The organism is Exiguobacterium sp. UBA1053 (assembly GCF_002316465.1).
In the GTDB taxonomy this organism is placed as follows: domain Bacteria; phylum Bacillota; class Bacilli; order Exiguobacteriales; family Exiguobacteriaceae; genus Exiguobacterium_A; species Exiguobacterium_A abrahamii.
This window is the reverse complement of sequence record NZ_DCDO01000001.1, coordinates 1-21,903: the sequence shown is the minus strand read 5'-3', so window position 1 is coordinate 21,903 and position 21,903 is coordinate 1. Positions and strand designations below refer to the sequence as shown.

20 protein-coding genes and 1 riboswitch are annotated in these 21,903 nt (G+C 48.2%); of the genes, 10 read left to right on the top strand and 10 right to left on the bottom strand.

Going from position 1 to position 21,903, the window contains the following annotated elements:
• Window positions 1–50 precede the first annotated feature (50 nt).
• On the top strand, window positions 51–620 hold the full coding sequence (locus tag B3G15_RS00100) for a hypothetical protein (protein WP_290714314.1): 570 nt from the start codon (window positions 51–53) through the stop codon (window positions 618–620).
• 42 nt (window positions 621–662) lie between these two features.
• On the opposite strand, the gene ahpF is transcribed toward B3G15_RS00100, so the two are convergent.
• The 6 genes from ahpF to B3G15_RS00070 all read right to left on the bottom strand — a co-directional run bounded on the left by ahpF (window position 663) and on the right by B3G15_RS00070 (window position 8,034).
• A complete protein-coding gene (ahpF, locus tag B3G15_RS00095) occupies window positions 663–2,192 on the bottom strand; it encodes an alkyl hydroperoxide reductase subunit F (RefSeq protein WP_290714313.1) in 1,530 nt (509 codons plus the stop codon).
• Between the two features lie 14 nt (window positions 2,193–2,206).
• Complete coding sequence (ahpC, locus tag B3G15_RS00090; protein ID WP_023469815.1) at window positions 2,207–2,770, bottom strand: alkyl hydroperoxide reductase subunit C; 564 nt, start codon at window positions 2,768–2,770, stop codon at window positions 2,207–2,209.
• A gap of 221 nt (window positions 2,771–2,991) precedes the next feature.
• Complete coding sequence (gene gnd, locus B3G15_RS00085) at window positions 2,992–4,392, bottom strand: decarboxylating NADP(+)-dependent phosphogluconate dehydrogenase (protein WP_290714312.1); 1,401 nt, start codon at window positions 4,390–4,392, stop codon at window positions 2,992–2,994.
• A 20-nt stretch (window positions 4,393–4,412) separates the two neighbouring features.
• Window positions 4,413–5,759, bottom strand: coding sequence for a GntP family permease (locus B3G15_RS00080; protein ID WP_290714311.1), 1,347 nt, complete (start codon window positions 5,757–5,759; stop codon window positions 4,413–4,415).
• Between the two features lie 24 nt (window positions 5,760–5,783).
• Window positions 5,784–7,325, bottom strand: coding sequence for a gluconokinase (gene gntK, locus B3G15_RS00075; protein WP_214806128.1), 1,542 nt, complete (start codon window positions 7,323–7,325; stop codon window positions 5,784–5,786).
• On the bottom strand, window positions 7,318–8,034 hold the full coding sequence (locus B3G15_RS00070) for a GntR family transcriptional regulator (RefSeq protein ID WP_064300753.1): 717 nt from the start codon (window positions 8,032–8,034) through the stop codon (window positions 7,318–7,320). The genes gntK and B3G15_RS00070 overlap by 8 nt, the downstream gene beginning before the upstream one ends.
• A gap of 182 nt (window positions 8,035–8,216) precedes the next feature.
• Between B3G15_RS00070 and B3G15_RS00065 the strand changes: the two genes are divergently transcribed.
• The 4 genes from B3G15_RS00065 to mmuM all read left to right on the top strand — a co-directional run bounded on the left by B3G15_RS00065 (window position 8,217) and on the right by mmuM (window position 13,404).
• A complete protein-coding gene (locus tag B3G15_RS00065) occupies window positions 8,217–9,131 on the top strand; it encodes a ketopantoate reductase family protein (RefSeq protein ID WP_290714310.1) in 915 nt (304 codons plus the stop codon).
• A 205-nt stretch (window positions 9,132–9,336) separates the two neighbouring features.
• A complete protein-coding gene (locus B3G15_RS00060) occupies window positions 9,337–10,803 on the top strand; it encodes a polysaccharide pyruvyl transferase family protein (RefSeq protein WP_064300751.1) in 1,467 nt (488 codons plus the stop codon).
• A 108-nt stretch (window positions 10,804–10,911) separates the two neighbouring features.
• A riboswitch (SAM riboswitch) is annotated at window positions 10,912–11,013 on the top strand.
• Between the two features lie 77 nt (window positions 11,014–11,090).
• On the top strand, window positions 11,091–12,494 hold the full coding sequence (locus B3G15_RS00055; protein ID WP_290714309.1) for an amino acid permease: 1,404 nt from the start codon (window positions 11,091–11,093) through the stop codon (window positions 12,492–12,494).
• Entirely contained in the window at window positions 12,469–13,404 is a 936-nt protein-coding gene (gene mmuM / locus B3G15_RS00050) for a homocysteine S-methyltransferase (RefSeq protein WP_290714308.1), read from the top strand. The genes B3G15_RS00055 and mmuM overlap by 26 nt, the downstream gene beginning before the upstream one ends.
• Before the next feature lie 68 nt (window positions 13,405–13,472).
• On the opposite strand, the gene B3G15_RS00045 is transcribed toward mmuM, so the two are convergent.
• On the bottom strand, window positions 13,473–13,895 hold the full coding sequence (locus tag B3G15_RS00045; RefSeq protein WP_035395500.1) for a MarR family winged helix-turn-helix transcriptional regulator: 423 nt from the start codon (window positions 13,893–13,895) through the stop codon (window positions 13,473–13,475).
• A gap of 182 nt (window positions 13,896–14,077) precedes the next feature.
• Between B3G15_RS00045 and B3G15_RS00040 the strand changes: the two genes are divergently transcribed.
• Both B3G15_RS00040 and B3G15_RS00035 read left to right on the top strand, forming a co-directional pair.
• Window positions 14,078–14,533: a CBS domain-containing protein gene (locus B3G15_RS00040; protein WP_035395501.1), complete on the top strand. Its 456-nt coding sequence runs from the start codon at window positions 14,078–14,080 to the stop codon at window positions 14,531–14,533.
• 26 nt (window positions 14,534–14,559) lie between these two features.
• Window positions 14,560–15,798 carry an MFS transporter gene (locus B3G15_RS00035; protein ID WP_050678549.1) on the top strand — a complete coding sequence of 413 codons (1,239 nt, stop codon included), beginning with the start codon at window positions 14,560–14,562 and terminating at the stop codon, window positions 15,796–15,798.
• A 48-nt stretch (window positions 15,799–15,846) separates the two neighbouring features.
• Here the strand turns inward: B3G15_RS00035 and B3G15_RS00030 are convergent, their stop codons facing one another.
• Window positions 15,847–16,272, bottom strand: a complete 426-nt coding sequence (locus B3G15_RS00030; protein WP_290714307.1) for a DUF1801 domain-containing protein — start codon at window positions 16,270–16,272, stop codon at window positions 15,847–15,849.
• A gap of 85 nt (window positions 16,273–16,357) precedes the next feature.
• On the opposite strand from B3G15_RS00030, the gene B3G15_RS00025 reads away from it, so the two are divergent.
• Window positions 16,358–16,705, top strand: coding sequence for a WapI family immunity protein (locus B3G15_RS00025; RefSeq protein WP_064300747.1), 348 nt, complete (start codon window positions 16,358–16,360; stop codon window positions 16,703–16,705).
• 67 nt (window positions 16,706–16,772) lie between these two features.
• Here B3G15_RS00025 and B3G15_RS00020 read toward each other — a convergent pair whose 3' ends face one another.
• Window positions 16,773–17,945, bottom strand: a complete 1,173-nt coding sequence (locus B3G15_RS00020) for a M20 family metallopeptidase (RefSeq protein ID WP_290714306.1) — start codon at window positions 17,943–17,945, stop codon at window positions 16,773–16,775.
• A gap of 140 nt (window positions 17,946–18,085) precedes the next feature.
• Window positions 18,086–18,916, bottom strand: a complete 831-nt coding sequence (locus tag B3G15_RS00015; RefSeq protein WP_290714305.1) for an SDR family oxidoreductase — start codon at window positions 18,914–18,916, stop codon at window positions 18,086–18,088.
• A 135-nt stretch (window positions 18,917–19,051) separates the two neighbouring features.
• Between B3G15_RS00015 and B3G15_RS00010 the strand changes: the two genes are divergently transcribed.
• On the top strand, window positions 19,052–19,921 hold the full coding sequence (locus B3G15_RS00010; RefSeq protein ID WP_290714304.1) for a hypothetical protein: 870 nt from the start codon (window positions 19,052–19,054) through the stop codon (window positions 19,919–19,921).
• A gap of 83 nt (window positions 19,922–20,004) precedes the next feature.
• Window positions 20,005–21,867 carry a molecular chaperone HtpG gene (gene htpG, locus B3G15_RS00005; protein ID WP_290714303.1) on the top strand — a complete coding sequence of 621 codons (1,863 nt, stop codon included), beginning with the start codon at window positions 20,005–20,007 and terminating at the stop codon, window positions 21,865–21,867.
• Window positions 21,868–21,903 lie beyond the last annotated feature (36 nt).

Here is a 21,903-nt window from a genome sequence, read left to right as displayed (position 1 = left end):
CTATTCCTCGTTTTTTTCTTACAATGAATAGCGAAAGGAAGGGGAAGTCAATGAAATATCAGATTGCAACAGCTGTTGTCATACTTGCTTCATTATCACCAGTCACATCGGAGGCAAAGGATCAGACAACGCAACATCAACGTTATTACGCAGCATATGAAAAAATCGTGCAAGAATTGAATCGGACACATGAAAATGCGGACGTCACGTTGCTTGCAGCAAATCAATTCGCAGACGAGGACTGGGTTTCGCCAAAACGTTTTCAGGAACGAGTAGTCAAGCGGTTAAAGCCGTTGCATGTTCAACTGAGTATTTATGGAGATGGTCAACGAGCACTTGAACGAACACAAGGTGGAAAAGAAGTTCGGATCACGGGGAATTTCGAAACGGAGCTTTTGGAGCAAAGTGAGCGACAGTGGTTCTCTGATGTCTTTTCGATGACGTCTCAAGCCATCAATGATGGCATTTGGACACAGAAAGGATTTGATGGTACCCGAATCGATGCAGGACAAACGATGGTCGTAACGGTCAGTGGTACATACGCGAAGCAAGGTATCTTAACTAGACATCACATCACGAAAGAATTTCATTGTTCATCTGTTGGTGAAATCTACTATTGAAATACAAAAGAGCGAAACTCGTCTGAGTTCCGCTCTTTTGCATTAATTCCGGATCAAGTGGTCGAAAGCACCCAGTGCAGCTGTTGCACCAGATCCCATCGAGATGATGATCTGTTTATACGCGCTATCCGTGCAGTCTCCTGCTGCGAAAACGCCTGGTACGTTCGTTGCGCCGTGGCGATCGACTTGGACTTCACCGAACTTGTTACGACTCACCGTTTCACCGAGCCAGTCCGTGTTCGGTACGAGACCGATTTGGACGAAGACACCTTCGAGCTCGACGTGACGTTCGACGTTCGTTTCGCGCTCGATATACGTGATCCCGTTCACTTTATCCGTTCCCGTGATTTCCTTCGTCTGTGCGTTGACGACGACCGTGACGTTCGGAAGAGAAGCGAGGCGTTCTTGAAGAACAGCATCGGCTTTTAGTTCCGGTGCGAATTCAAGGACCGTGACATGCTTGACGATTCCTGCGAGATCGATGGCTGCTTCGATCCCTGAGTTTCCGCCACCGATGACTGCGACACGTTTTCCTTCGAACAATGGACCGTCACAGTGTGGGCAGTACGCGACGCCTTTGTTCTTGAATTCGAGTTCGCCTGGGACACCAACGTTACGCCAGCGTGCACCTGTTGAAAGGATCAAACTCTTCGTCTTCAAGACAGCACCGTTCTCAAGCTCGAGCTCGAGGAGGTCTTTCTTCTCAAGACGAGTTGCCCGCTGCAGGTTCATGACATCAATGCCATACTCCTTGACGTGCTCCTCAAGACTTGCGACGAGGTTTGGTCCTTCCGTGTACTTCATGCTGATGAAGTTTTCGATGCTCATCGTATCCATGACTTGTCCACCGAAGCGTTCTGCGACGATTCCTGTCCGGATGCCTTTACGGGCTGCATAGATGGCAGCACTCGATCCAGCTGGACCACCACCGACGACGAGGACATCGTATGGATCTTTATCAGCGAAATCAGAAGCATCGGCACCTGTGCCAAGCTTCGCCAAGATTTCTTCGAGTGACATCCGTCCGTTACCAAACGCTTCGCCGTTGACGAAGACCGTCGGAACAGCCATGATCTCTTTTTGTTCGACTTCTGCTTTAAATGCCGCGCCATCAATCATCGTATGACTGATGTTCGGGTTGAGGACGCTCATGACGTTCAATGCTTGTACGACATCTGGGCAGTTGTGGCAGCTCAAGCTGATGTACGACTCGAAGTGGTACGTTTCTTGAATACCTTGAATCTGCTTGATGACGTCCGCATCGACCTTCGGTGCTCGACCGCTGACTTGTAGCAGGGCGAGAACGAGGGACGTGAACTCATGACCGAGTGGGATTCCCGCGAACGTGATTCCGCTTGTCTCACCGACACGGTTGACTGTGAAACTGGGTGTCCGGGGAAGGCTTGCCTGCTCGACGGAGATGCGTGGTGTCATGCTTGCGATCTCTTCGACGAGTGCGCTCATCTCAAGCGAGACGGCGTCTGTCCCAGCGCTAACCGCTAGGACGAGATCGCCTTCGAGAAGCTCGAGGTATTGCGCGAGTTGTGCTTTAATGTCTGGTGCTAAAGCCATCGCGAATCCGCTCCTTAAATTTTTCCGACGAGGTCAAGGCTTGGTGTGAGTGTTGCAGAGCCTTCTTCCCATTTCGCTGGGCAGACTTCGCCTGGATTGTTACGTACGTATTGTGCTGCTTTGATTTTGTTGACGAGCGTGCTTGCATCGCGACCGATACCGCCTGCGTTGATCTCAACTGTTTGGATGACGCCGTCTGGGTCGATGATGAACGTACCGCGGTCAGCAAGACCATCTTGTTCGTTCAAGACTTCGAAGTTACGTGAGATGACGTGTGATGGGTCACCGATCATGACGTACTCGATTTTACCGATTGTTTCTGATGTTTCGTGCCATGCTTTATGTGTGAAATGCGTATCTGTTGAGACAGAGTAAACTTCAACGTCAAGCGCTTTGAGAGTTTCGTATTGGTTTTGGAGATCTTCGAGTTCTGTCGGGCAAACGAATGTAAAGTCTGCAGGGTAGAAACATACGACACTCCATTTACCGCGAAGGTTAGCATCCGTTAGGTCAACGAATTCTCCGTTGTGGAATGCTGATGCACTGAATGGTTTTACTTCACTTCCGATTAAAGACATGATAAAAATCCTCCTCAAGGGTTCTATTTTTAGAATCTGTTCTAGTGCATACAAACAATCTGTATTTATCACACTAGAATAATTCTAATCTAATACTAATTTCATATAGACCAACACTTTTGTCAAGGTATAATCGGCAATTTCTTATTTCAGGAAAGATTGTGTGAACAAAAAAAGAAATCCCGACTCCTAAATGAAACAGGAGTCGGGAGCTGTTTTCTTTATTGCCAGTCCGTGTGGAAGATCCCTTCGCGGTCTGTCCGAGCATACGTATGAGCACCAAAATAATCGCGTTGCGCTTGCAACATGTTGGCATTCGAATTCGCTGTCCGGTAACTATCGTAATACGTCAGTGACGTCGATAGAGATGGGAGTGCAAAACCAGATAATGCACCCTCGGCAACGACGTGACGTAACGATTCTTGATACGCCTGTACTTTCTCAGCGAAGAACGGGGCAAGCATCAAGTTCGAGAGGTTCGCATCATTTTTGAACGCTTCACTGATGACGTTCAAGAAGTCGGCCCGGATGATACATCCACCACGGAAAATCAAGGCGATCTCTTCAAGGCGTAAGTTCCAGTCATACAACTCAGACGACGTCCGGTACTGGGTGAAGCCTTGCGCGTATGCGGCAACTTTCCCCATATAAAGCGCTTGACGAATTCGTTCGACCCACGCGTCTCGCTCAAGCGTCGACAAGTCTTCTGGTCCCTTTAAGACAGCAGACGCTGCGACGCGTTCTTCTTTAATAGCTGAAAGGTAACGCGCGAACAGAGCTTCTGTAATGATCGAAGAGGCGATCCCATTATCAATTGCTTGCAGGCTCGTCCATTTTCCAGTTCCTTTTTGACCGGCTTGATCGAGAATGACATCAATCAACGGTTGCCCTGTCTCGTCATCGGTTTTTCGGAGGATATCCGCTGTGATCTCAATCAAGTAACTTTTCAGTTCACCTTCGTTCCACTCAGCGAAGATGTCCGCGACTTCCGTGACGTCGAGTCCGAGACGGAAACGGAGGAAGCTATACGCTTCAGCAATCAGTTGCATGTCTGCATACTCGATGCCGTTATGGACCATCTTAACGAAGTGACCAGCGCCTTTTGGACCAATATAGACACAACATGGATCTCCTTCGACGTGAGCGGCGATCTTCGTCAAGATCGGTGCGACATGTTCGTAAGCTTCTTTCGATCCACCAGGCATGATCGCAGGACCGGTCCGCGCACCGACTTCACCACCCGATACACCGACACCGATGTACTCGATCCCGTGGCGTTGTAACTCGTCGAAACGACGCTCTGTATCGAGGAAGTGAGAGTTCCCACCATCCATGATGATATCGCCTGTTTCGAGATGCGGAAGCAACGATTCGATGACTGAATCAATCGCGCTACCAGCCGTGACCATCATGAAGATTTTCCGTGGACGAGCGAGTGATTGAACGAATGCTTCAATGTCATAGTACGGATGAAGAGGTAGTCCCTCATCATGTGCGACGAGATCGTCCGTTAAATCACGTGTGTAGTTATAGATGGCGACTTCTTCTTGATGACTCGCCATATTCAGTGCCAGGTTGCGTCCCATGACGCCAAGCCCGATGAATCCGATAGAATGTTGCATAAGTAGAACGACTCCTTTTCTTAGACGACGAGGCTGAGGAGAAGAACGAACCCAAGTCCACAAACGGAAATGATCGTCTCAAGCACAGTCCATGTCGCAAACGTTTCTTTTAATGATAATCCGAAATACTCTTTAAACATCCAGAAGCCTGCATCATTGACGTGTGAAGCGATCAGACTACCTGCACCAGTCGCGAGAACGACGAGCGCTAAGTTGACGTCGGATTGCTCCAGTAACGGAATGACGAGACCTGCCGTTGATAGGGCAGCGACTGTTGCGGAACCAAGTGAGATCCGGAGAATCGCAGCAATCAACCAAGCAAGTAGAATCGGGGATAACGCTGATCCCTCAAATAATTGGGCAACGTATTTCCCGACACCGCCGTCAATCAAGACTTGTTTAAAGGCACCGCCACCGCCGATGATCAATAGCATCATCCCGATTTGGGCGATTGCCGTCGTACAAGATTCCATGACCTTTTGCATCGGAATCTTACGCGCGATCCCCATCGTGTAGACCGCGACGAGTAATGAAATCAACATCGCCGTCGAGGCGTTCCCGATAAACTCGATTGCCGAGATGACGCTGTTTTCACCCCAGCCGAGTGTTTCTTGTAAAAGCGTGAAGATCGTTGCGACCGACATCAAAAGAACCGGTAGCATCGCCGTGAAGACACTGATGCCGAAGCCTGGTGTCTCGTCTAAATCAAATTCTTTTTGTTCCCCGAGTGACGCGATGTTTCCTGTCCGTGTAAACGATTCAGGAACGAGTCGTTTGGCGATTTTCGTAAAGATAGGACCGGCGATGATGACGGTCGGAACAGCAACGATGAAACCATACAATAAGACTTCCCCGATATTGGCTTTATACTCCCCGGCGATGACGGTCGGACCCGGGTGAGGTGGTAAGAAGCCGTGCGTGACAGATAGTGCTGCGACCATCGGGATCCCGAGATACAGGATCGAGACGCGGAGCTGACGTGAAATCGCAAAGACGATCGGAATCAACAGGACGAGTCCGACTTCGAAGAAGAGGGCGATCCCGATGATGAATGAAGCGACGACGACTGCCCACTGGATGTTCTTTTCCCCGAATCGGGCGACAAGCGTCATGGCGATTCGCTGCGCCCCCCCGGCGTCAGCGATCAGCTTTCCAAGCATGGCACCAAGACCAAAGATCAATGCGAGGTGACCAAGCGTTCCTCCGATACCGGCTTCGATCGTCTTGACGATTTGATCGAGCGGCATGCCGAGTAGTAGTGCAACGCCAAAGGAAACGATGATGAGTGAGACGAACGTATTTAATTTCAACCCCATGATGAGAACGAGCAACGCGACGATCCCAATTCCTACGATGACTAAAGGCATGATGACTTCCCCCAAAAGATTAAGTTAGTTTTCTTCTTGAATCAAGCTCCGTTGATACGTAGCGATTCGTTTGTGATCCTCAGACAATGTCCGCGCTAGACTAATGAAAATTGGTAAGAGCTGACGATATTCATGCATCGCTTCTTCATTTGGTACATGGCGATGCGTTTCCCCGATCATCTCAGAGACGACTTCGAACGAATCGACTTCCCCTGTCGCATACAGTCCGAGAATACAAGCACCAAGACATGAACTTTCAAAACTTTCCGGAATGACGACTTCTGATTCAAAGATGTCCGCCATCATTTGGCGCCAGACTTCGGACCGGGCAAACCCACCTGTTGCCTGAATCCGTGTCACGGGACCGTCCATGCACTCGATTAGGGCGAGGAAGACGGTATAGAGATTGTAGATGACGCCTTCTAGTGCCGCCCGGATCATATGCTCTTTTTTGTGCGAAAGTGTCAAACCGAAGAACGAACCGCTGACATCCGGATTCCAGAGCGGCGCTCGTTCACCGGACAAGTAAGGATGGAACAATAGCCCGTCGGATCCAGGACGGACGCGTTCGGCAATCTTCGTCAAAACAGCGTACGGATCGATGCCAAGGCGTTTTGCTGTCTCGACTTCGGCTGAAGCGAGTTCGTCTCGGATCCACCGTAAGACCATTCCACCATTATTGACGGGTCCGCCGATGACCCAGTGGTCCTCGGTCAGCGCGTAACAGAACGTCCGTCCCTTTTCATCGGTCTGCGGACGATCAATGATTGTTCGGATGGCACCGCTCGTTCCGATCGTGATCGCAATTTCCCCTTTGCGAATCGCGTTGACACCTAAGTTAGAAAGGACACCGTCACTGGCACCGACTAGGAACGGCGTATCGACGGAGAGTCCCATTTGTCGTGCGTAATCAGCATTCAGTCCGGTACATGTCGTCGTCGTCGGTACGGGTTCCGATAAGTAGCTTGCATCGATCCCTGCGACGTGTAACGCGCCCGTATCCCAGCCTAATTCATGAATGTTGAAGAGACCGGTCGCTGAAGCGAGAGAGTGGTCGATGACATATCTGCCGAACAGTCTTTGGAACACGAATTCCTTGATCCCGACATATTTTTTCGTTTGAGCGTGGAGCTCCGGACGATCTTCGACGAGCCAACTGATTTTGCTGAGCGGTGACATCGGATGAATCGGTGTTCCGGTCCGATGATAGATCGATAAACCATATTGTTCCTTGATCTTGTTCGACCATGCTTCACTCCGACTGTCTGCCCACGTGATGCAGGCAGTCAATGGTTGATGTTGTGCGTCCATTGCGATCAAGCTGTGCATAGCACTACTGAACGCGACGAACTTTGGTGGCATGCTCGGATGACGTTTCGTGATCAAGCGGATCGATTCGAGTACAGCATCAAAAATTTCTTCCGGATCCTGCTCCGCCGTCGAGCGATTTGGTGTATGGAGCGGGTAACCGACGTTCGTTTGTCCGATGACCTCTCCTTTTGTCGTAAATAAGACCGCTTTCGTACTCGTCGTTCCGATATCGACGCCTAGCATATATTCAGTCATGTGAATCGACTCCTTTCGACATCATTTGTTGCGTTTTCCAGAGATCTTCGACTTCCTGGACGTCATCAAAGTTCTGATGTAAGGAAGCAACCATCCGTTCACGGTCGCCCGTCTCAATCGCTTCGATGTACAAGGCGTGGTTCGCGAGGATGCGTTCGAAGTCTTCGATGTCTTCCTCGAATCGTACCCGCATCGATAGGAGGATGAAACTTTCCATGACCGGTTTGAGATTTTGCCAAATCATGCTGACATATCCATGATCAATCGAGCGGATGATTGTTTCATGAAACAGTACATCCTGGAAGGAGAATTCATCGGCATCCTTGTATTTGATGGCAACCTTCATCATTTCGAGAATCTTACTGAGTTCCCGGACGAGTTCTGCCCGTTCGATTTTGACGAGTCGTTCGAAGACGAACGTTTCGATAAGTAGTCGGACATCATAGATTTCCTGAATGTCTCGCTCAGACAAACCGACGACGACCGCTCCCATCCGCTCGAGACGAATCAATTGTTCGGATGCAAGGACCTTTAACGCATCACGGACAGGCGAGCGACTGACTGAAAAATCAGAGGCTAATTTGTTCTCAGATAAGATGGTACCGCTTTCAATCCTTCCTGAAATAATGCGCATCCGTAGCTCGTGTGCAACACGATCTCCAGCGGAGGCTTTTGATAACCACTTCAAGGGGTATAACATTTCTGACATGGAATCACCTGATTTCTAAAGTGAGTATACTTGTATACAAGTTAGTATATACGTTTTTTTCTAAAATGCAAACGCTTAACTTAAAACAAATCAATCCACGTAGAAATCAGGAAATCTGTTCCAAATATGTTAGGGTGAAGGAGTAAGCAACGCACAGAACGGGTAAGGAGGAGATAGTACATATGAACATGTTAGTTGTAGGTGCAGGGGCAGTTGGAGGCTATTTCGGAGGTCGTCTTGCTGAGCAAGGGGAGCAGGTGACATTCCTCGTCCGTTCGAATCGATATGAACAACTACAAAAAACAGGACTACACATCACTAGTCCTCATGGCGATATGACGATTACGCCTCAGTTGATAACACGAGACATGCGACCGGATCGTGCATTTGATGTCATCTTGCTTTCGACGAAAGCCTATCACTTAGATGACGTCCTACAGGACCTCGCGCCATTCGTTTCGAGCGAGACGTATATCATTCCTTTGTTGAACGGCATGCAGCACATTCGACGATTAACAGAAGTCTTTGGAGAAGATCGAGTTTTGGGTGGTCTTTGCTTTATTGAGTCGACGCTTGATGCAGAAGGGCGCATTGTACAGACAAGCCCGTCGCATCGGCTGCTATTTGGTTCACGAACCGGTAAACCAACAGCGCGTCTAGAGAAAATCGCAGCGTGTTTTGCGAAAGCGAAGGCACCAATGAAGTATTCGATGCATATCATGGACGACATGTGGCAAAAGTATCTCTTCATTTCGACATTCGCGGGCGTGACGACGCTATTTCGCTCAGCAATCGGTCCGATTCGGGAAGAAGCTGTCGGACGTCAAATGATCCTAGACGTCATGACGGAAGCGAAACAGGCGATGGAAGAACAAGGCGCAGTCTTTAATGACGATGTAGAAGCGGTGCTGTTGAAACAGATGCATGCAATGGAAGACACGATGAAATCGTCGATGTTACGTGACATGGAAAAGGGTCAGCCCGTCGAAGTGGAACATTTTTTCAGTGCATTATTGAAGCCTTCTACGACAAATCAGATGAATGCATTGAAATTAGTCGAAGCAAATCTACGCATGTATCTCGAAACGATTAAATAGTCACTTTTTTCTATTTTAGAAAAATGATGGAGTAGTCCTGATGTTTCGTTTTGATGACGAAAGACCTGTTTCCCTTAGGAATCGTTGACTTCCGAAATAAAGTTCATCTATTCTTAATGAGATTGAAAAAAACTGATAATATATTTTTCCGTATTTTTTTCTTGCAAGGACGAATGAAGCAGACGAGAGGGGAAGTTTATCCATTATGAAACGTATTATTATTCGTGCAGGTATGACACCATTCGAACAGTTCGATGCTCCTTATTTGATGAAACATAATTCCATTGGAGGAAACGTTGGAAATCTTATCTATCAATACAGTATCTTTCGGACGTTGATGACAGAAGGTACGACGATTACACCTGACTATTACTATTACGACGAAGAACGGGCAGACGAAATCAATGCCAACTTTGATCTTTATGTCATTCCGTTAGCGGATGCATTCCGAAAAGAATTCGTACCGACGTTACGGAAATATACACGTCTCATCAAAAAATTAAAAATTCCAGTCGTCGTCATCGGTGTAGGGTTACGTGCACCGTTTGAACCAGACTTAGATGGTGGATTCCCATTCGATGAAGATGTCAAAGCGTTCGTCAGTGCCGTTCTCGAGCGCTCGAGCATGCTGGGTCTTCGCGGGGAGATCACGTCGAAATACTTAACACGTCTTGGTTTCCGCGAAGGGATCGATCATCGCGTCATCGGATGTCCTTCGATGTACGCGTTCGGTCGTGATTTGCACATCCGTGAAACGAACATCACACCTGAGTCGATGATTACGGTCAACTCGTCACGTTTAGCTCCACAAAATGTCCTCGATTTCATTACACGTGGGATGGAAGAGTATCCGAATCATTACTTCATTCCCCAGTGGATGAAGGAACTGAAGTTGACGTATACAGGGACGCACCCGATCGCAGATCTTTCAGTGACGAACTATCCGGTGAAGATGTCAGATCCTGCTTACATGAATGATCGGGTTCGTTTCTTCTTGAACGCACAGACATGGTTCGATTTCATCGGACAAGCAGACCTTAGTTTTGGTGCGCGCTTGCACGGAAACATCACAGCAACGCTTGCAGGTACGCCGAGTATCCTCATTCCAAAAGATGCACGGATGCGCGAATTGACGGATTACCATCAGTTGACGCACATTTGGGCGAACGACATCACAGCGGATACACAATTATCCGACGTCGTAGCAAGCGCTGACTTCCAAAGTCCGGCACGTGTTCAAGCGCGTAACTTCGACAACTTCGTTGACTTCTTGAACGTGAACAATCTTGAGCATATCTACCAAGAGACGAACTATCCTGAGAATGTACCGTTTGACCGTCAAATGGCGCAAACCGAGTTGCTCCCACCAGTACAACCGATCTCTGGCGTAAGTCTTGAGGAAGCAGTCGCTCGTTTTGAACGGTTCTTCCCGGAACAAGAGAAGAAGATTGCGGATGCGCAAAAACAAACAAAAGCACAATTAGCTGAAAAAGATAAGAAAATCAAAGCATTACAGAAACAAACAGGAACGGCTCAAAAGGATCAAGAGATTGCGGCGCTCAAAGCGCAATTGGCTGCCCAAACGAAGAAAATGAAGCACCAGCAAGGAACATTGAATCGGAAAGCGGTTCGTGCAGCCTTGAAAACAGCGGATTTATTCGCCAAAAAATAAACCTCCAAACATTCCGGATCGATACGATGCGGAATGTTTTTTTGATAGGAGTATTCTGAATTGTGTTGACAATTTGAAAAAGACTTGATAGGGTTAGGAACAATTACATACTTATCCAGAGAGGTGGAGGGACTGGCCCTATGAAACCTCAGCAACAGGTCGAAAGATACTGTGCTAATTCCTGCGGGTGCTGCACCCGATCGATAAGATTTCCGAATTGTCGACCGACGCATCCGTGAGGATGCGTTTTTTGTTTGGAATAGGTGGAACGAGGAGGAAATGGATTCATGAAAACGAGCGGAGCGTTTCGACGCAAGATGGAATCACGTCATCTGATCATGCTGTCGTTAGGTGGTGTTATTGGAACAGGATTATTTTTAAGTACAGGTTATACGTTGGAACAAGCAGGACGCGTCGGAACGATTTTATCGTATTTGATTGGGGCCGTCGTCGTTTACTTAGTCATGTTAAGTCTCGGTGAACTCGCCGTGCACATGCCGGAAACCGGATCATTTCATAAGTACGCAACGAAGTACATTGGACCCGGCACCGGTTATACAGTGGCCTGGCTCTACTGGCTGACTTGGACGGTCGCCCTTGGTTCAGAATTCACGGCAGCGGGTATTTTGATGCAACGTTGGTTCCCATCGATTCCCGTTTGGGTGTTCAGCGCCTTATTCGCTGCGATGATCCTTGGTATTAACGTCTTGAAAGTTCGCGTGTTCGCTGAAGTCGAGTTTTGGTTTTCCGCCATCAAGGTCGTGACGATCATTGCTTTCATTTTACTTGGTGCGGGAGCGATCGTCGGCTTCATTCCACTGCAAGATGGTAGCCCGGCCCCATTCTTTTCTTCGTTAACCGAAGGCGGATTGTTTCCAAATGGAGCTTTCGTCATCTTCATGACGATGCTTGCCGTGAACTTTGCTTACTCGGGAACGGAACTGATCGGCGTAGCAGCGGGTGAAGCAGTCGATCCGAAACGGACGATTCCGCTTGCGATCCGGACGACAATCTTGCGACTCGTCCTCTTCTTCGTCGGTACGATCATCGTGTTAGCCGTCTTATTACCAACGGATGGGAAAGGTGTACTCGAAAGTCCGTTCGTCGCTGTGTTTGAACGAATCGGAATTCCCTACGCAGCAGACGTGATGAACTTCGTCATTTTGACAGCGATCTTGTCGGCAGCGAACTCTGGACTTTACGCCGCCTCTCGGATGCTCTGGTCGCTTGCGCACGAACGCATGATTCCACGCTTTTTCGCCCAGGTGACGCCAAGTGGGGTTCCACTTCGAGCTGTATTGTTCAGCATGCTTGGCGGAGGACTTGCCTTGCTGTCTAGCATCTATGCAGCAGGAAGTGTCTATATCGCGCTCGTCTCGATTTCCGGTCTCGCTGTTGTCGTCGTCTGGATGAGTATCAGCATTGCTCAGTATCGCTTCCGGAAACAATTTCTCCGCGAAGGGCATACGGTCGACGAATTGGTCTATCGCACACCACTCTTTCCATTCGTGCCGATCGCCGCTTTCGTCGTTTGTTTGATTTCCCTGATTGGTATCGGATTTGATCCGACACAACGAATAGCCTTGTACTGTGGTATTCCATTCATCGTGATCTGTTATGTCGTACATGCGTTCACGAATTCTTCTCAGAAACGGAGTGTTGAAGATGTCCCGAATCAAAAATCCAGTTGATCAACGATTACAGGAAGTTCCCTTTCTCATTTTAGATGGTGCCCTTGCAACCGAACTTGAACAGAAGGGATTCGACCTGAACGACCCGCTTTGGTCAGCACGTCTCTTAATCGAAGCACCGGAACAAATCGAACACGTCCATCGTGACTACTTTGAAGTAGGTGCCGATGTTGCCATCACTTCAAGCTATCAAGCAAGTATCGAAGGGTTCAAGCAACGTCATATCACGACAGAGGAAGCACAGGCGCTGATCCGACAAACGGTCACCTTGGCGCAAAACGCACGCACGCGTAGCGGAAAGAGTGACGCATTAATCGCGGGATCAGTGGGTCCTTATGGTGCCTACTTAGCAGATGGTTCTGAGTATCGCGGTCATTATGGGGTGTCAGCAGATGTGCTGGAAGCCTTCCACAGACCACGAATCGAAGCATTGATTGAAGCGGGGGCTGATCTGCTGGCATTCGAGACGATTCCGTCGCTCGAGGAAGCTGTCGTGTTGTTCCGGATTCTCGAAACGTATCCGGAAGTGTCCGCTTGGCTGACGTTTTCGCTTCAAGATGCGACGCACATTAGTGAAGGAACGGCACTTGCGACGTGCATCGAGACAATTGGACAACATCCACAGCTCGCAGCAATCGGTGCAAATTGCTTTCCGGCATCTTACGCGACCGACTTTATCCGTCACCTCAAGGCGTTGACGGATGTGCCAATCATCGTCTATCCAAACTCCGGTGAGGTCTATGATCCGATCGCAAAAACGTGGTCAGGTACGAATCAGTGTACATCGTTCCAAACCGTCGCGAAGACATGGTATGAGGCAGGGGCACGATTGATCGGCGGTTGTTGCCGAACGTCACCTGAACACATCGCACAAATTCGTTCGGTTTGTCAGGTTGCTCATATATCATGAAGAATGACGAAAAAACGGACGCGAAATCGATTGATTTTGCGTCCGTTCCTTTAAATGGTGTGATTTTGTTAACGCTCGCGCAAGGCACGGTTGAATTGTTGCAACAGACGTCCAAAATCTTCAGCATCGTCCGATGGCCAATCCGTCAGGAGACGTTCGATGCTCGCGAGACGTGCTGTCCGGTAAATCGTGAGCTCTTCTTGTCCTTTATCCGTAATATGATAGAAGAAGGCACGACCATCTGTCGGATCTTTTACTTTTTCCACAAGTTGCTTTTGATCGAGCGCTGCAGCTTGGCGACTGACGGTCGAGACATCAAGCTGGAGTTCACGGGCAAGTGTTTTGACACCGACGTTGCCGGAATCCGCTAGTTGTCGCAGTAAGAGGTAGGAAGCACGATCTAAATTGCGATTGTCTGCCGTCGCTGTCGTCAAGCGCCGGATCAGAATCGCTAACTCCAATTCAATGGTTTCGAGTGCTTGTTGAGACATCGGGTATCTCCCCTTTCAAAAAAGTCTCTCTGTCCCTCATGATTACCCAATGTGGATAAGCTGTCAATGCGAAAAGCAGGAGGCTTGACAGAGTTGTAGTTGTATTATACAATCATTTTTGTTCTTTTAATTGTATCATACAACTTTTTCATATGAGAAATGAACGACAAAGGAGAATTCAGATGAAAGCTTATGAGTCGATGAAACAAGAGGTCATCACGGTAAACGATACAGATCTGATTCGGACGGTCATCGAACGATTCATTCAATCTGGTATTAGCGGCGTTCCTGTCATCAATGCTGAGCAGGAGGTCGTCGGGTATATCAGTGATGGAGATATCATGCGCGCGATCGGAAAACACAAGGACATCATCGTCGATACATTCTTATATGTAGATGTCATCAAAGGAGACGAAGAAGATTATGAAGATCGGATTCGTCATATCTTGAATCGACCTGTCATGGAACTGGCACGCCGGAAAGTCGTAACTGCGGACGCTGACACAGAAATGGAAGAGATTGCAGCAACGCTCGGCGCAAAACGAATCAAAAAGCTTCCAATCCTTAAAGCAGGACGGCTTGTTGGGATCATTAGTCGAGGCGACGTCATCCGTCATTCGTTTAAACAGTTCATGTAACACACTCAATAGAAAGAAGGGACACTATGGCACTTGCTGAAAAAACAACGACGCTTGAGCCGGAAACGGTATTAGCAGAAAGCAAACATGGATTATTCCATCAACCGGTTGCTGTCTGGGCAGTCTTTTTCGCCAGTATCACAGCATTCATGGGAATGGGGCTCGTCAATCCGGTCTTACCGACGATTGCCGAGAATTTAGAAGCGTCAAAAAGTGAAGTAACGCTCTTATTTACAAGTTATAACGCCGTCATGGCATTCGCGATGTTGATTACAGGCGCGATCTCATCACGGATTGGTCAAAAAGGAACATTGATGCTCGGGATCGCCGTCATCGCAATCGTTGCTGGTTTTGCTTCACAAGCTGACAGCATCTGGACGCTCGTCGCGTTACGCGGTGGTTGGGGGCTTGGGAATGCCTTATTCGTTGCAACAGCACTCGCTGCGATCGTTTCCTTATCGTCAGGCGGAACAGCCAAAGCGATCATTTTGTATGAAGCAGCCGTTGGTCTTGGGATTTCGATTGGACCATTGTTAGGCGGAACGCTCGGATCGATCACATGGCGCGCGCCATTCATGGGTGTTGCAACAATCATGGTCATCGCGTTCCTTGTCTTGCTCTTCTTGATGCCAAAACCAGCAGCATCTGCTGCACCGAAACAGAAGTTATCATTAAAAGCACCGTTTCAAGCGATGAAGCATCGTTCACTCTTGACGCTCGGGATCGTTGCGGCACTTTATAACGTGGGGTTCTTCACGATCATGGCCTATGCACCATTCGTCATGAAACTACCAGCGCAAGGACTCGGATTTGTTTTCCTCGGCTGGGGAATGTTGCTTGCGATCACATCGGTCTTAACGGCTCCGAAACTGAAACAATGGTTCGGAACAATCAAAGCGATGGTCATGATGTTGATCACATTCGCAATCTTGCTTCTATTAATGGGGATCTTCACGGAAACACCAGCCGTCGTCATCGTCTGTGTCATCTTGGCGGGAGCCGTGCTTGGGAATAACAACACGCTCATCACGACAGCTGTCATGGACGCAGCACCTGTCGAACGTTCGACAGCATCTGCGGCATACAGTTTCCTACGCTTTCTCGGGGCAGCCATCGCGCCATTCATGGCCGGTAAATTGGCTGAAATCTTCAACGCAAACCTACCATTTTATGTCGGAAGTGGCTTTGTCCTCTTATCCGTCATCATCATCGGGGTCAATCTCAAACACATTCGCCATATCGATCGGACGGAAGGCGGACATTAATTTCAAAAACAGCCGAAGCGAATCCGCTTCGGCTGTTTTTGATTGAAATCAAGACGGGTACATGTCTTTTAACGTGCGGATCGAGTGCTCAATCATTTCCCGAAGGACGTTTAAATCGATGTCAGTCAGTCGTTTTACGTAGAGGCAGGACTTGCCGCGTCGATACGTACCGAGAGTGGCAAGCAGTCGTTCCGATACATCGTCTTCACCAAGCGCGAGGTAAAGGACGAGGTTCGTCTTGCGCGGAGAAAAGCCAACATAAAAGCTGTCGCCCTCGTGACCGGAGGCATAGTGATAATGATAGGAACCAAAACCAATCAAGGAAGATCCCCAAATGACGGCTTCGTATCCCGTGACATCTTCGAAGAACTGACGTAACGTGATACCATCTGCTTGACGTAGTGGCGGTTCGACTTGTGCCAAAAAGGCATCAACGGACTGTTCGGTAGGACCTGTCTTTGGCGTATCAGACATAAGCAGACTCCTTTCGGATGAAGAAGATATCGGTTACTTTCGAGAAAGGCTAGTAAATATCCTGTAACTCAGAGGTGGAAATCAAATGAAGCATCGCATCGTGTTTCGAGGAGAAGAAGACAGTATATCGTGGGACATCTTACACGTGTATCCAAAGCAAGGTGAACTAACGATTCAGATGACGGGACAAGATAGTAAACACGACATTTCAGTTTCATTCGACGAATATGATCTGTTCATCCGTGATTTTGCCCATGTTCATGAATCGTTACAGGGAGAAGTCGTATTTGAGCAGGGCGTGATACGTCTCCGTTTACGATATGACCGGCTTGGTCGTGTCTTCATCAGTTGGTCTGACGGACAAACGAGTCATCAGTTTCGCAGTGATCAAAGTTATTTAAGTGAGGCATTGGCACAGCTTGGTGTGTACTAAACTAGACACAGTAAAAGTAGAAGGGACGACTTTGGGTATTGCACCCGAATGTCGTCCCTTCTTTTATTTAGTGTGATGAAAGAGGTTGATGTAATGGTGTGTTGATCAAGTTGAAGCAAAACGCAATCGTTTGTTCATATTCGGATAACGGAATCGACTCATCGACTTGATGCGCGAGACGGAAATCATGGAAAGAAGCAATCGCGATCGGGAATGCTTTTTTTGCTTGGCTGAACATCGCACCATCCGTTCCACCTGGGATGGCGATTTTTCGTGGTGTCACGCCGCTGACCTGCTCCATCGTATCTGCGACCTGCTGCAAGAAAGGCGCTTGTTCATCGGTTTCACAGGAAGGAATATCCTTGATGACGGTTACGCTCATATCAAAGTCAGGATCTTCGGCAACAAGTCGACGCTCGATATCCGTAAAGGCAGCAAGTACATCCGCTCGACCGAATCCCGGAATCGTTCGAATATCCATATAGAACGAAGCCTGGCTCGGAACGACGTTTGGTCCTTCGCCTCCTGTTATGGATGTGATCGACGCAACGACCGGACCGAGTGCCGAGTGATGATTCACCGTGATCGAGAAGCGTTCCGACTTCACTTCCTGGATGACGCGATATACGTCATCAATCGCATTACGTCCAAGTTGCGGGGCAGAGCTGTGTGCACTTTTCCCACGGCATGTCACTTCTATCCCGACAACCCCTTTTTGTGCATAACCGATCATCCCACTCGTCGGTTCTGTGATCAGTAAAGCATCTAAATCATCCGCATGCCCTTGTTCGGTCAAATGCCGAGCACCCGTCATGCCATTCTCTTCATCGGATGTAATCAGAAGTTTGACGGTGTTCGGACGGTCTTGACGTTCCTTGTATTGAATGAGTGCTTGTACCATCGCCATGACACCTGATTTCATATCCGAAGCCCCACGACCAAAAATGCGTCCGTCTTCGATTTCACCACCGTATGGATCTTTCGTCCAGCCGTCTTCTTGGACCGGAACCGTATCGAGATGACCAGATAATCCGAGGACAGCAGGACGTGAAAACTCCTCGGTCGCAGGAACGGTCGCGACGAGACAGATTCGTTTTGATGAGACCTCAATCCATTCAGTCGAAATCTGATGATCGACCAGTACATCGTACACGTAACGTGCGACGGCTTCCTCTCCGTCCGTCGGGTTGACGCTTGGGATTTGAAGACACCGTTGTAAGTAAGTAATTGCTGTTTGCATAAGTATTTCCCCCTTTACTTATCCTGTACCCTGATAAAAATACTTCAGGGAGGTAAACGAATTCGGAAAATAATTTAAGGGACTGAACGTCTTGAGATAAAAGAAAAACGGTGCAACCAGAAGGTTACACCGTACCTTACTCATTCACTTTTTTCTGCTTCGTCTTTCCACTTCGAATCAATCAACATCTCTCCCGGCCATGTATAAGCCATAATGCCGCCGTCTGCTGTGATATCCTCACCGGTGACATATGAGCTGTCGTCAGAAGCAAGGAAGAGGGCGACCGTTGCCATCTCGCGTGGTTTACCGAGTCGTCCGAGTGGTGTGATCCAAGCGTTCGCATCGCGGAACTGTTTACCTTGATCTTTTTCTTTTTCACCGACGAGTGTATCGATGAGTGGTGTTTCGATCGTTCCTGGTGATAATGAGTTGACACGAATGCCATGACGCGCATAATCGATTGCCATCGCGCGTGTGAAGTTCGCGATCCCGCCTTTCGCTGCGTTATAACCGGACCGGTTCAAGTCAGCTGCGCGACCAGACATCGATGACGTATTGATGATTGAACCACCGTTATCAAGCATGAGTGGAATCAAGAATTTACTGACGAGGAATGTACCGCGCAAGTCGACCGCGATGATCCGGTCGAAGAGATCGATTGGATACTCGTGGACCTTCCCGCCCTGTTCATCGATTCCGGCATTGTTGAAGAGGACATCGATTGTACCGTATGTCTCTTTGATGTGCTTCGCTAGTTGCTCGACACTCTCGACGTCTGAGACATCGACATGGACGGCTTCCGCTTTCCCACCTTGTCGTGTAATCTGTTCTACTGTTTGTTGTGCTTTTTCAAGTGAGACATCGGCACAGACGACCGTTGCTCCTTGTTCTGCGAAGACAAGCGCAGTCGCTTGTCCAATTCCTGTTGCCGAGCCAGTAATGACAGCTATTTTTTGATCGAGTCTACCCATTGTTAAATCCCTCCTAAGTCGTATCGTTCACCTTATGAAACATTCCCGGAGAAATGGAGATTAAACCCATCGATGCGTCTAGTGTTAGAGGATAGGGGGTACATCTACAACAGCACAATCGCTATATAGAGGGAGATGAGAACGCTGACATCCAATCAATGGCAACTTGCTAAAAACTTATTACACGAAGCCGTCCAGTACCAAATGACACTCGAGAAGAGTGCATTCGCAAGTGAATTGATCGACCAAACGACACCGGTCCTCTGGTTTGGTGATGCGACACGTAGCAGTTGGGTGACGATCGCGACGAACCCATCTCGATCGCAGTTTTTAGACCGAACAGGTGCATTACGATTTGACGAGCATGGTCCGCTTTTCATACGTCCACAATCTATGACATGGAATGCGTATTTACAAGAAGAGACATTGACGGAATCGATTCGACGCTTCAATCGTTACTTCAAACAACCAAATGTGTACCGGACCTGGTTCGGTCGACCAGGTGGCGGTAAGCTCGAAGGATTCTTGAACGGACTCGGTGCGTCGTTTTACGAGAAGACGCTTGATCCGGTCATTCACTTGGATTTTTTCCCGTTTCCGACACACCACTACATGGGAGCGATCAAAGAACGCAGCGTGTTGGAAGATAGTCCATTCGGTCAGACATTTTTGTTACGCCTGCTTGAACTGTTTTCGATAAAAGGAATCATCCTGCTCGGTAAGGAACACACGGAACGATTTGCGAAGCTCGAACCAGATATCGATTGGACAACCTATCGACCAACGGATTATCCGGACGCGATTTTTCAAGTTGGCTTCTCGTCACGATTTCAGGTACCCGTCGTCGGACTCCACTTCAAACCGAGTGAGCAGTTCATCGGTCTCGGTAATCGAAAGGATGAAAACGGCGTTAGCCATGGCACCTACGGGTCAGCAGAACACTTACGTCAAATTGGAATGATTGTCCTTGAAAAAGTTACGACATACAGTGCAAAAGGAGATTGACAGATATTTCGAACTCCCTAATAATAGGAGGTGAATTAGCACTCTATATGATTGAGTGCTAAAAAAGGGGAGGCAGAATGAGCATGGAAACGAAACAATTTAAGGCGGAATCAAAACGATTGCTGGAGATGATGATTCATTCCATCTATACGCATAAGGAGATTTTCCTGCGCGAATTGATCTCGAATGCAAGTGACGCCATGGATAAGATGTACTATAAAGCATTGACTGACGAGACGATTTCGTTCGAAAAGGAACACTACAAAATTACGATCGAACCAAATAAAGAAGCGCGTCAACTCATCATTCGTGATACGGGAATCGGAATGACGAAGGAAGAACTAGAAGACAATCTCGGTACGATCGCAAAAAGTGGATCGCTTGCCTTCAAGGCAGAGAATGAAGCACAAGATGGTCATGATATCATCGGACAATTCGGTGTCGGATTCTATTCTGCCTTCATGGTCGCAGACGTCGTCACTGTCGTTACGAAACCGTTCGGCAGTGCAGTCGCTTATAAATGGGAATCGCGAGGTGTCGAAGGTTATACGATCGAGGAAATCGACAAGGAAACCGTCGGAACGGAGATTACACTCCACATCAAGGCGAACGAGGAAGAAGAATCGTATGACGAATACCTCGAGACGTATCGCTTGCGCAGTATCATCAAAAAATACTCAGATTTCATTCGTTATCCGATCGAGATGAAGGAACTCGAACGTCAGCCGATCGAAGGCAGTGACGAGACGGAAGAGGTCGAAGTCGTCAAGACGATCAACAGCATGGTGCCGATCTGGCGGAAGAACAAACGGGAACTGACAGACGAAGACTATACGAACTTCTACCAAGAGAAGCGGTATGGTTTCGACACACCGGCGAAACACATTCATATCAGTGTCGACGGCGCTGTTCGTTATCAATCGATCTTATTCATTCCGGAGCAAGCGCCGTACGATTATTATTCGAAGGAATTTGAAAAGGGTCTTGAACTCTATGCCAACGGTGTCTTGATCATGGAAAAATGCAGCGACTTGTTGCCGGATCACTTCAGTTTCGTCAAAGGGATGGTCGACTCGGAAGACTTATCGCTCAACATCTCGCGTGAGTTACTGCAGCACGATCGTCAATTGAAATTGATCGCGAAAAACATCCAAAGTAAGATCAAGACACAACTCGAAGCACTTCTGCGCGAGGATCGTACGAAGTACGAAACGTTCTATCAAGCGTTCGGACGTCAGCTGAAGTTCGGTATGTATAATGATTACGGCATGCATAAAGAACAGGTGCAGGACCTCGTCCTCTTCTACTCAGCCAAGGAGAAGAAGTTGATCACACTCGCAGAATACGTCGCAGCGATGCCGGAAGATCAGGCACATATCTATTACGCTGCTGGTGAGAGTACGAATCGTCTGGATAAATTACCACAATCCGAGCTCGTTCGTGATAAAGGGTATGATATCTTGTACTTCACGGAAGAGATCGATGAGTTCGCGATTCAGATGCTCGTGACGTATAACGAGAAGACGTTCAAGTCGGTCACAAGCAGCGATTTAGGGATTGAAGCAGCAGAAGCGGAGACGACGGACGCACAAGCAGAGATGTTCCAAGCTATGCAGGAAGTGCTAAGTGGACAAGTCAAGGAAGTCAAAGCCTCAACGCGTCTCAAATCGCATCCCGTATGTTTTGCGACGGACGGCGCCGTCTCGATCGAGATGGAGAAAATCCTGAAGGCGATGCCGAATAACGAAGGGGTAGAAGCGGTCAAGATTCTTGAATTGAATCCGTCACACGCAGTGTTCCACTCTCTTGAAACGGCATATCAAAACGATCGTTCGAAATTCGAGCGCTATACAAAACTGATGTATCAACAAGCATTGCTTGTCGAAGGGCTTCCACTCGAGGATCCAGTAGCGTTCGCGAATGATGTGTGTTTATTGATGGTATGAAACGAATAGATGTAAAAAAGGCATTGGATGCGCGCA

What these genes read in the sequence shown, in the direction of transcription:
- B3G15_RS00100 (WP_290714314.1), top strand. Translation starts at nt 51, where the DNA reads ATGAAATATCAGATTGCAACAGCTGTTGTCATACTTGCTTCATTATCA.
- ahpF (WP_290714313.1), bottom strand. Translation starts at nt 2,192, where the DNA reads ATGGCTTTAGCACCAGACATTAAAGCACAACTCGCGCAATACCTCGAG.
- ahpC (WP_023469815.1), bottom strand. Translation starts at nt 2,770, where the DNA reads ATGTCTTTAATCGGAAGTGAAGTAAAACCATTCAGTGCATCAGCATTC.
- gnd (WP_290714312.1), bottom strand. Translation starts at nt 4,392, where the DNA reads ATGCAACATTCTATCGGATTCATCGGGCTTGGCGTCATGGGACGCAAC.
- B3G15_RS00080 (WP_290714311.1), bottom strand. Translation starts at nt 5,759, where the DNA reads ATGCCTTTAGTCATCGTAGGAATTGGGATCGTCGCGTTGCTCGTTCTC.
- gntK (WP_214806128.1), bottom strand. Translation starts at nt 7,325, where the DNA reads ATGACTGAATATATGCTAGGCGTCGATATCGGAACGACGAGTACGAAA.
- B3G15_RS00070 (WP_064300753.1), bottom strand. Translation starts at nt 8,034, where the DNA reads ATGTCAGAAATGTTATACCCCTTGAAGTGGTTATCAAAAGCCTCCGCT.
- B3G15_RS00065 (WP_290714310.1), top strand. Translation starts at nt 8,217, where the DNA reads ATGAACATGTTAGTTGTAGGTGCAGGGGCAGTTGGAGGCTATTTCGGA.
- B3G15_RS00060 (WP_064300751.1), top strand. Translation starts at nt 9,337, where the DNA reads ATGAAACGTATTATTATTCGTGCAGGTATGACACCATTCGAACAGTTC.
- B3G15_RS00055 (WP_290714309.1), top strand. Translation starts at nt 11,091, where the DNA reads ATGAAAACGAGCGGAGCGTTTCGACGCAAGATGGAATCACGTCATCTG.
- mmuM (WP_290714308.1), top strand. Translation starts at nt 12,469, where the DNA reads ATGTCCCGAATCAAAAATCCAGTTGATCAACGATTACAGGAAGTTCCC.
- B3G15_RS00045 (WP_035395500.1), bottom strand. Translation starts at nt 13,895, where the DNA reads ATGTCTCAACAAGCACTCGAAACCATTGAATTGGAGTTAGCGATTCTG.
- B3G15_RS00040 (WP_035395501.1), top strand. Translation starts at nt 14,078, where the DNA reads ATGAAAGCTTATGAGTCGATGAAACAAGAGGTCATCACGGTAAACGAT.
- B3G15_RS00035 (WP_050678549.1), top strand. Translation starts at nt 14,560, where the DNA reads ATGGCACTTGCTGAAAAAACAACGACGCTTGAGCCGGAAACGGTATTA.
- B3G15_RS00030 (WP_290714307.1), bottom strand. Translation starts at nt 16,272, where the DNA reads ATGTCTGATACGCCAAAGACAGGTCCTACCGAACAGTCCGTTGATGCC.
- B3G15_RS00025 (WP_064300747.1), top strand. Translation starts at nt 16,358, where the DNA reads ATGAAGCATCGCATCGTGTTTCGAGGAGAAGAAGACAGTATATCGTGG.
- B3G15_RS00020 (WP_290714306.1), bottom strand. Translation starts at nt 17,945, where the DNA reads ATGCAAACAGCAATTACTTACTTACAACGGTGTCTTCAAATCCCAAGC.
- B3G15_RS00015 (WP_290714305.1), bottom strand. Translation starts at nt 18,916, where the DNA reads ATGGGTAGACTCGATCAAAAAATAGCTGTCATTACTGGCTCGGCAACA.
- B3G15_RS00010 (WP_290714304.1), top strand. Translation starts at nt 19,052, where the DNA reads ATGAGAACGCTGACATCCAATCAATGGCAACTTGCTAAAAACTTATTA.
- htpG (WP_290714303.1), top strand. Translation starts at nt 20,005, where the DNA reads ATGGAAACGAAACAATTTAAGGCGGAATCAAAACGATTGCTGGAGATG.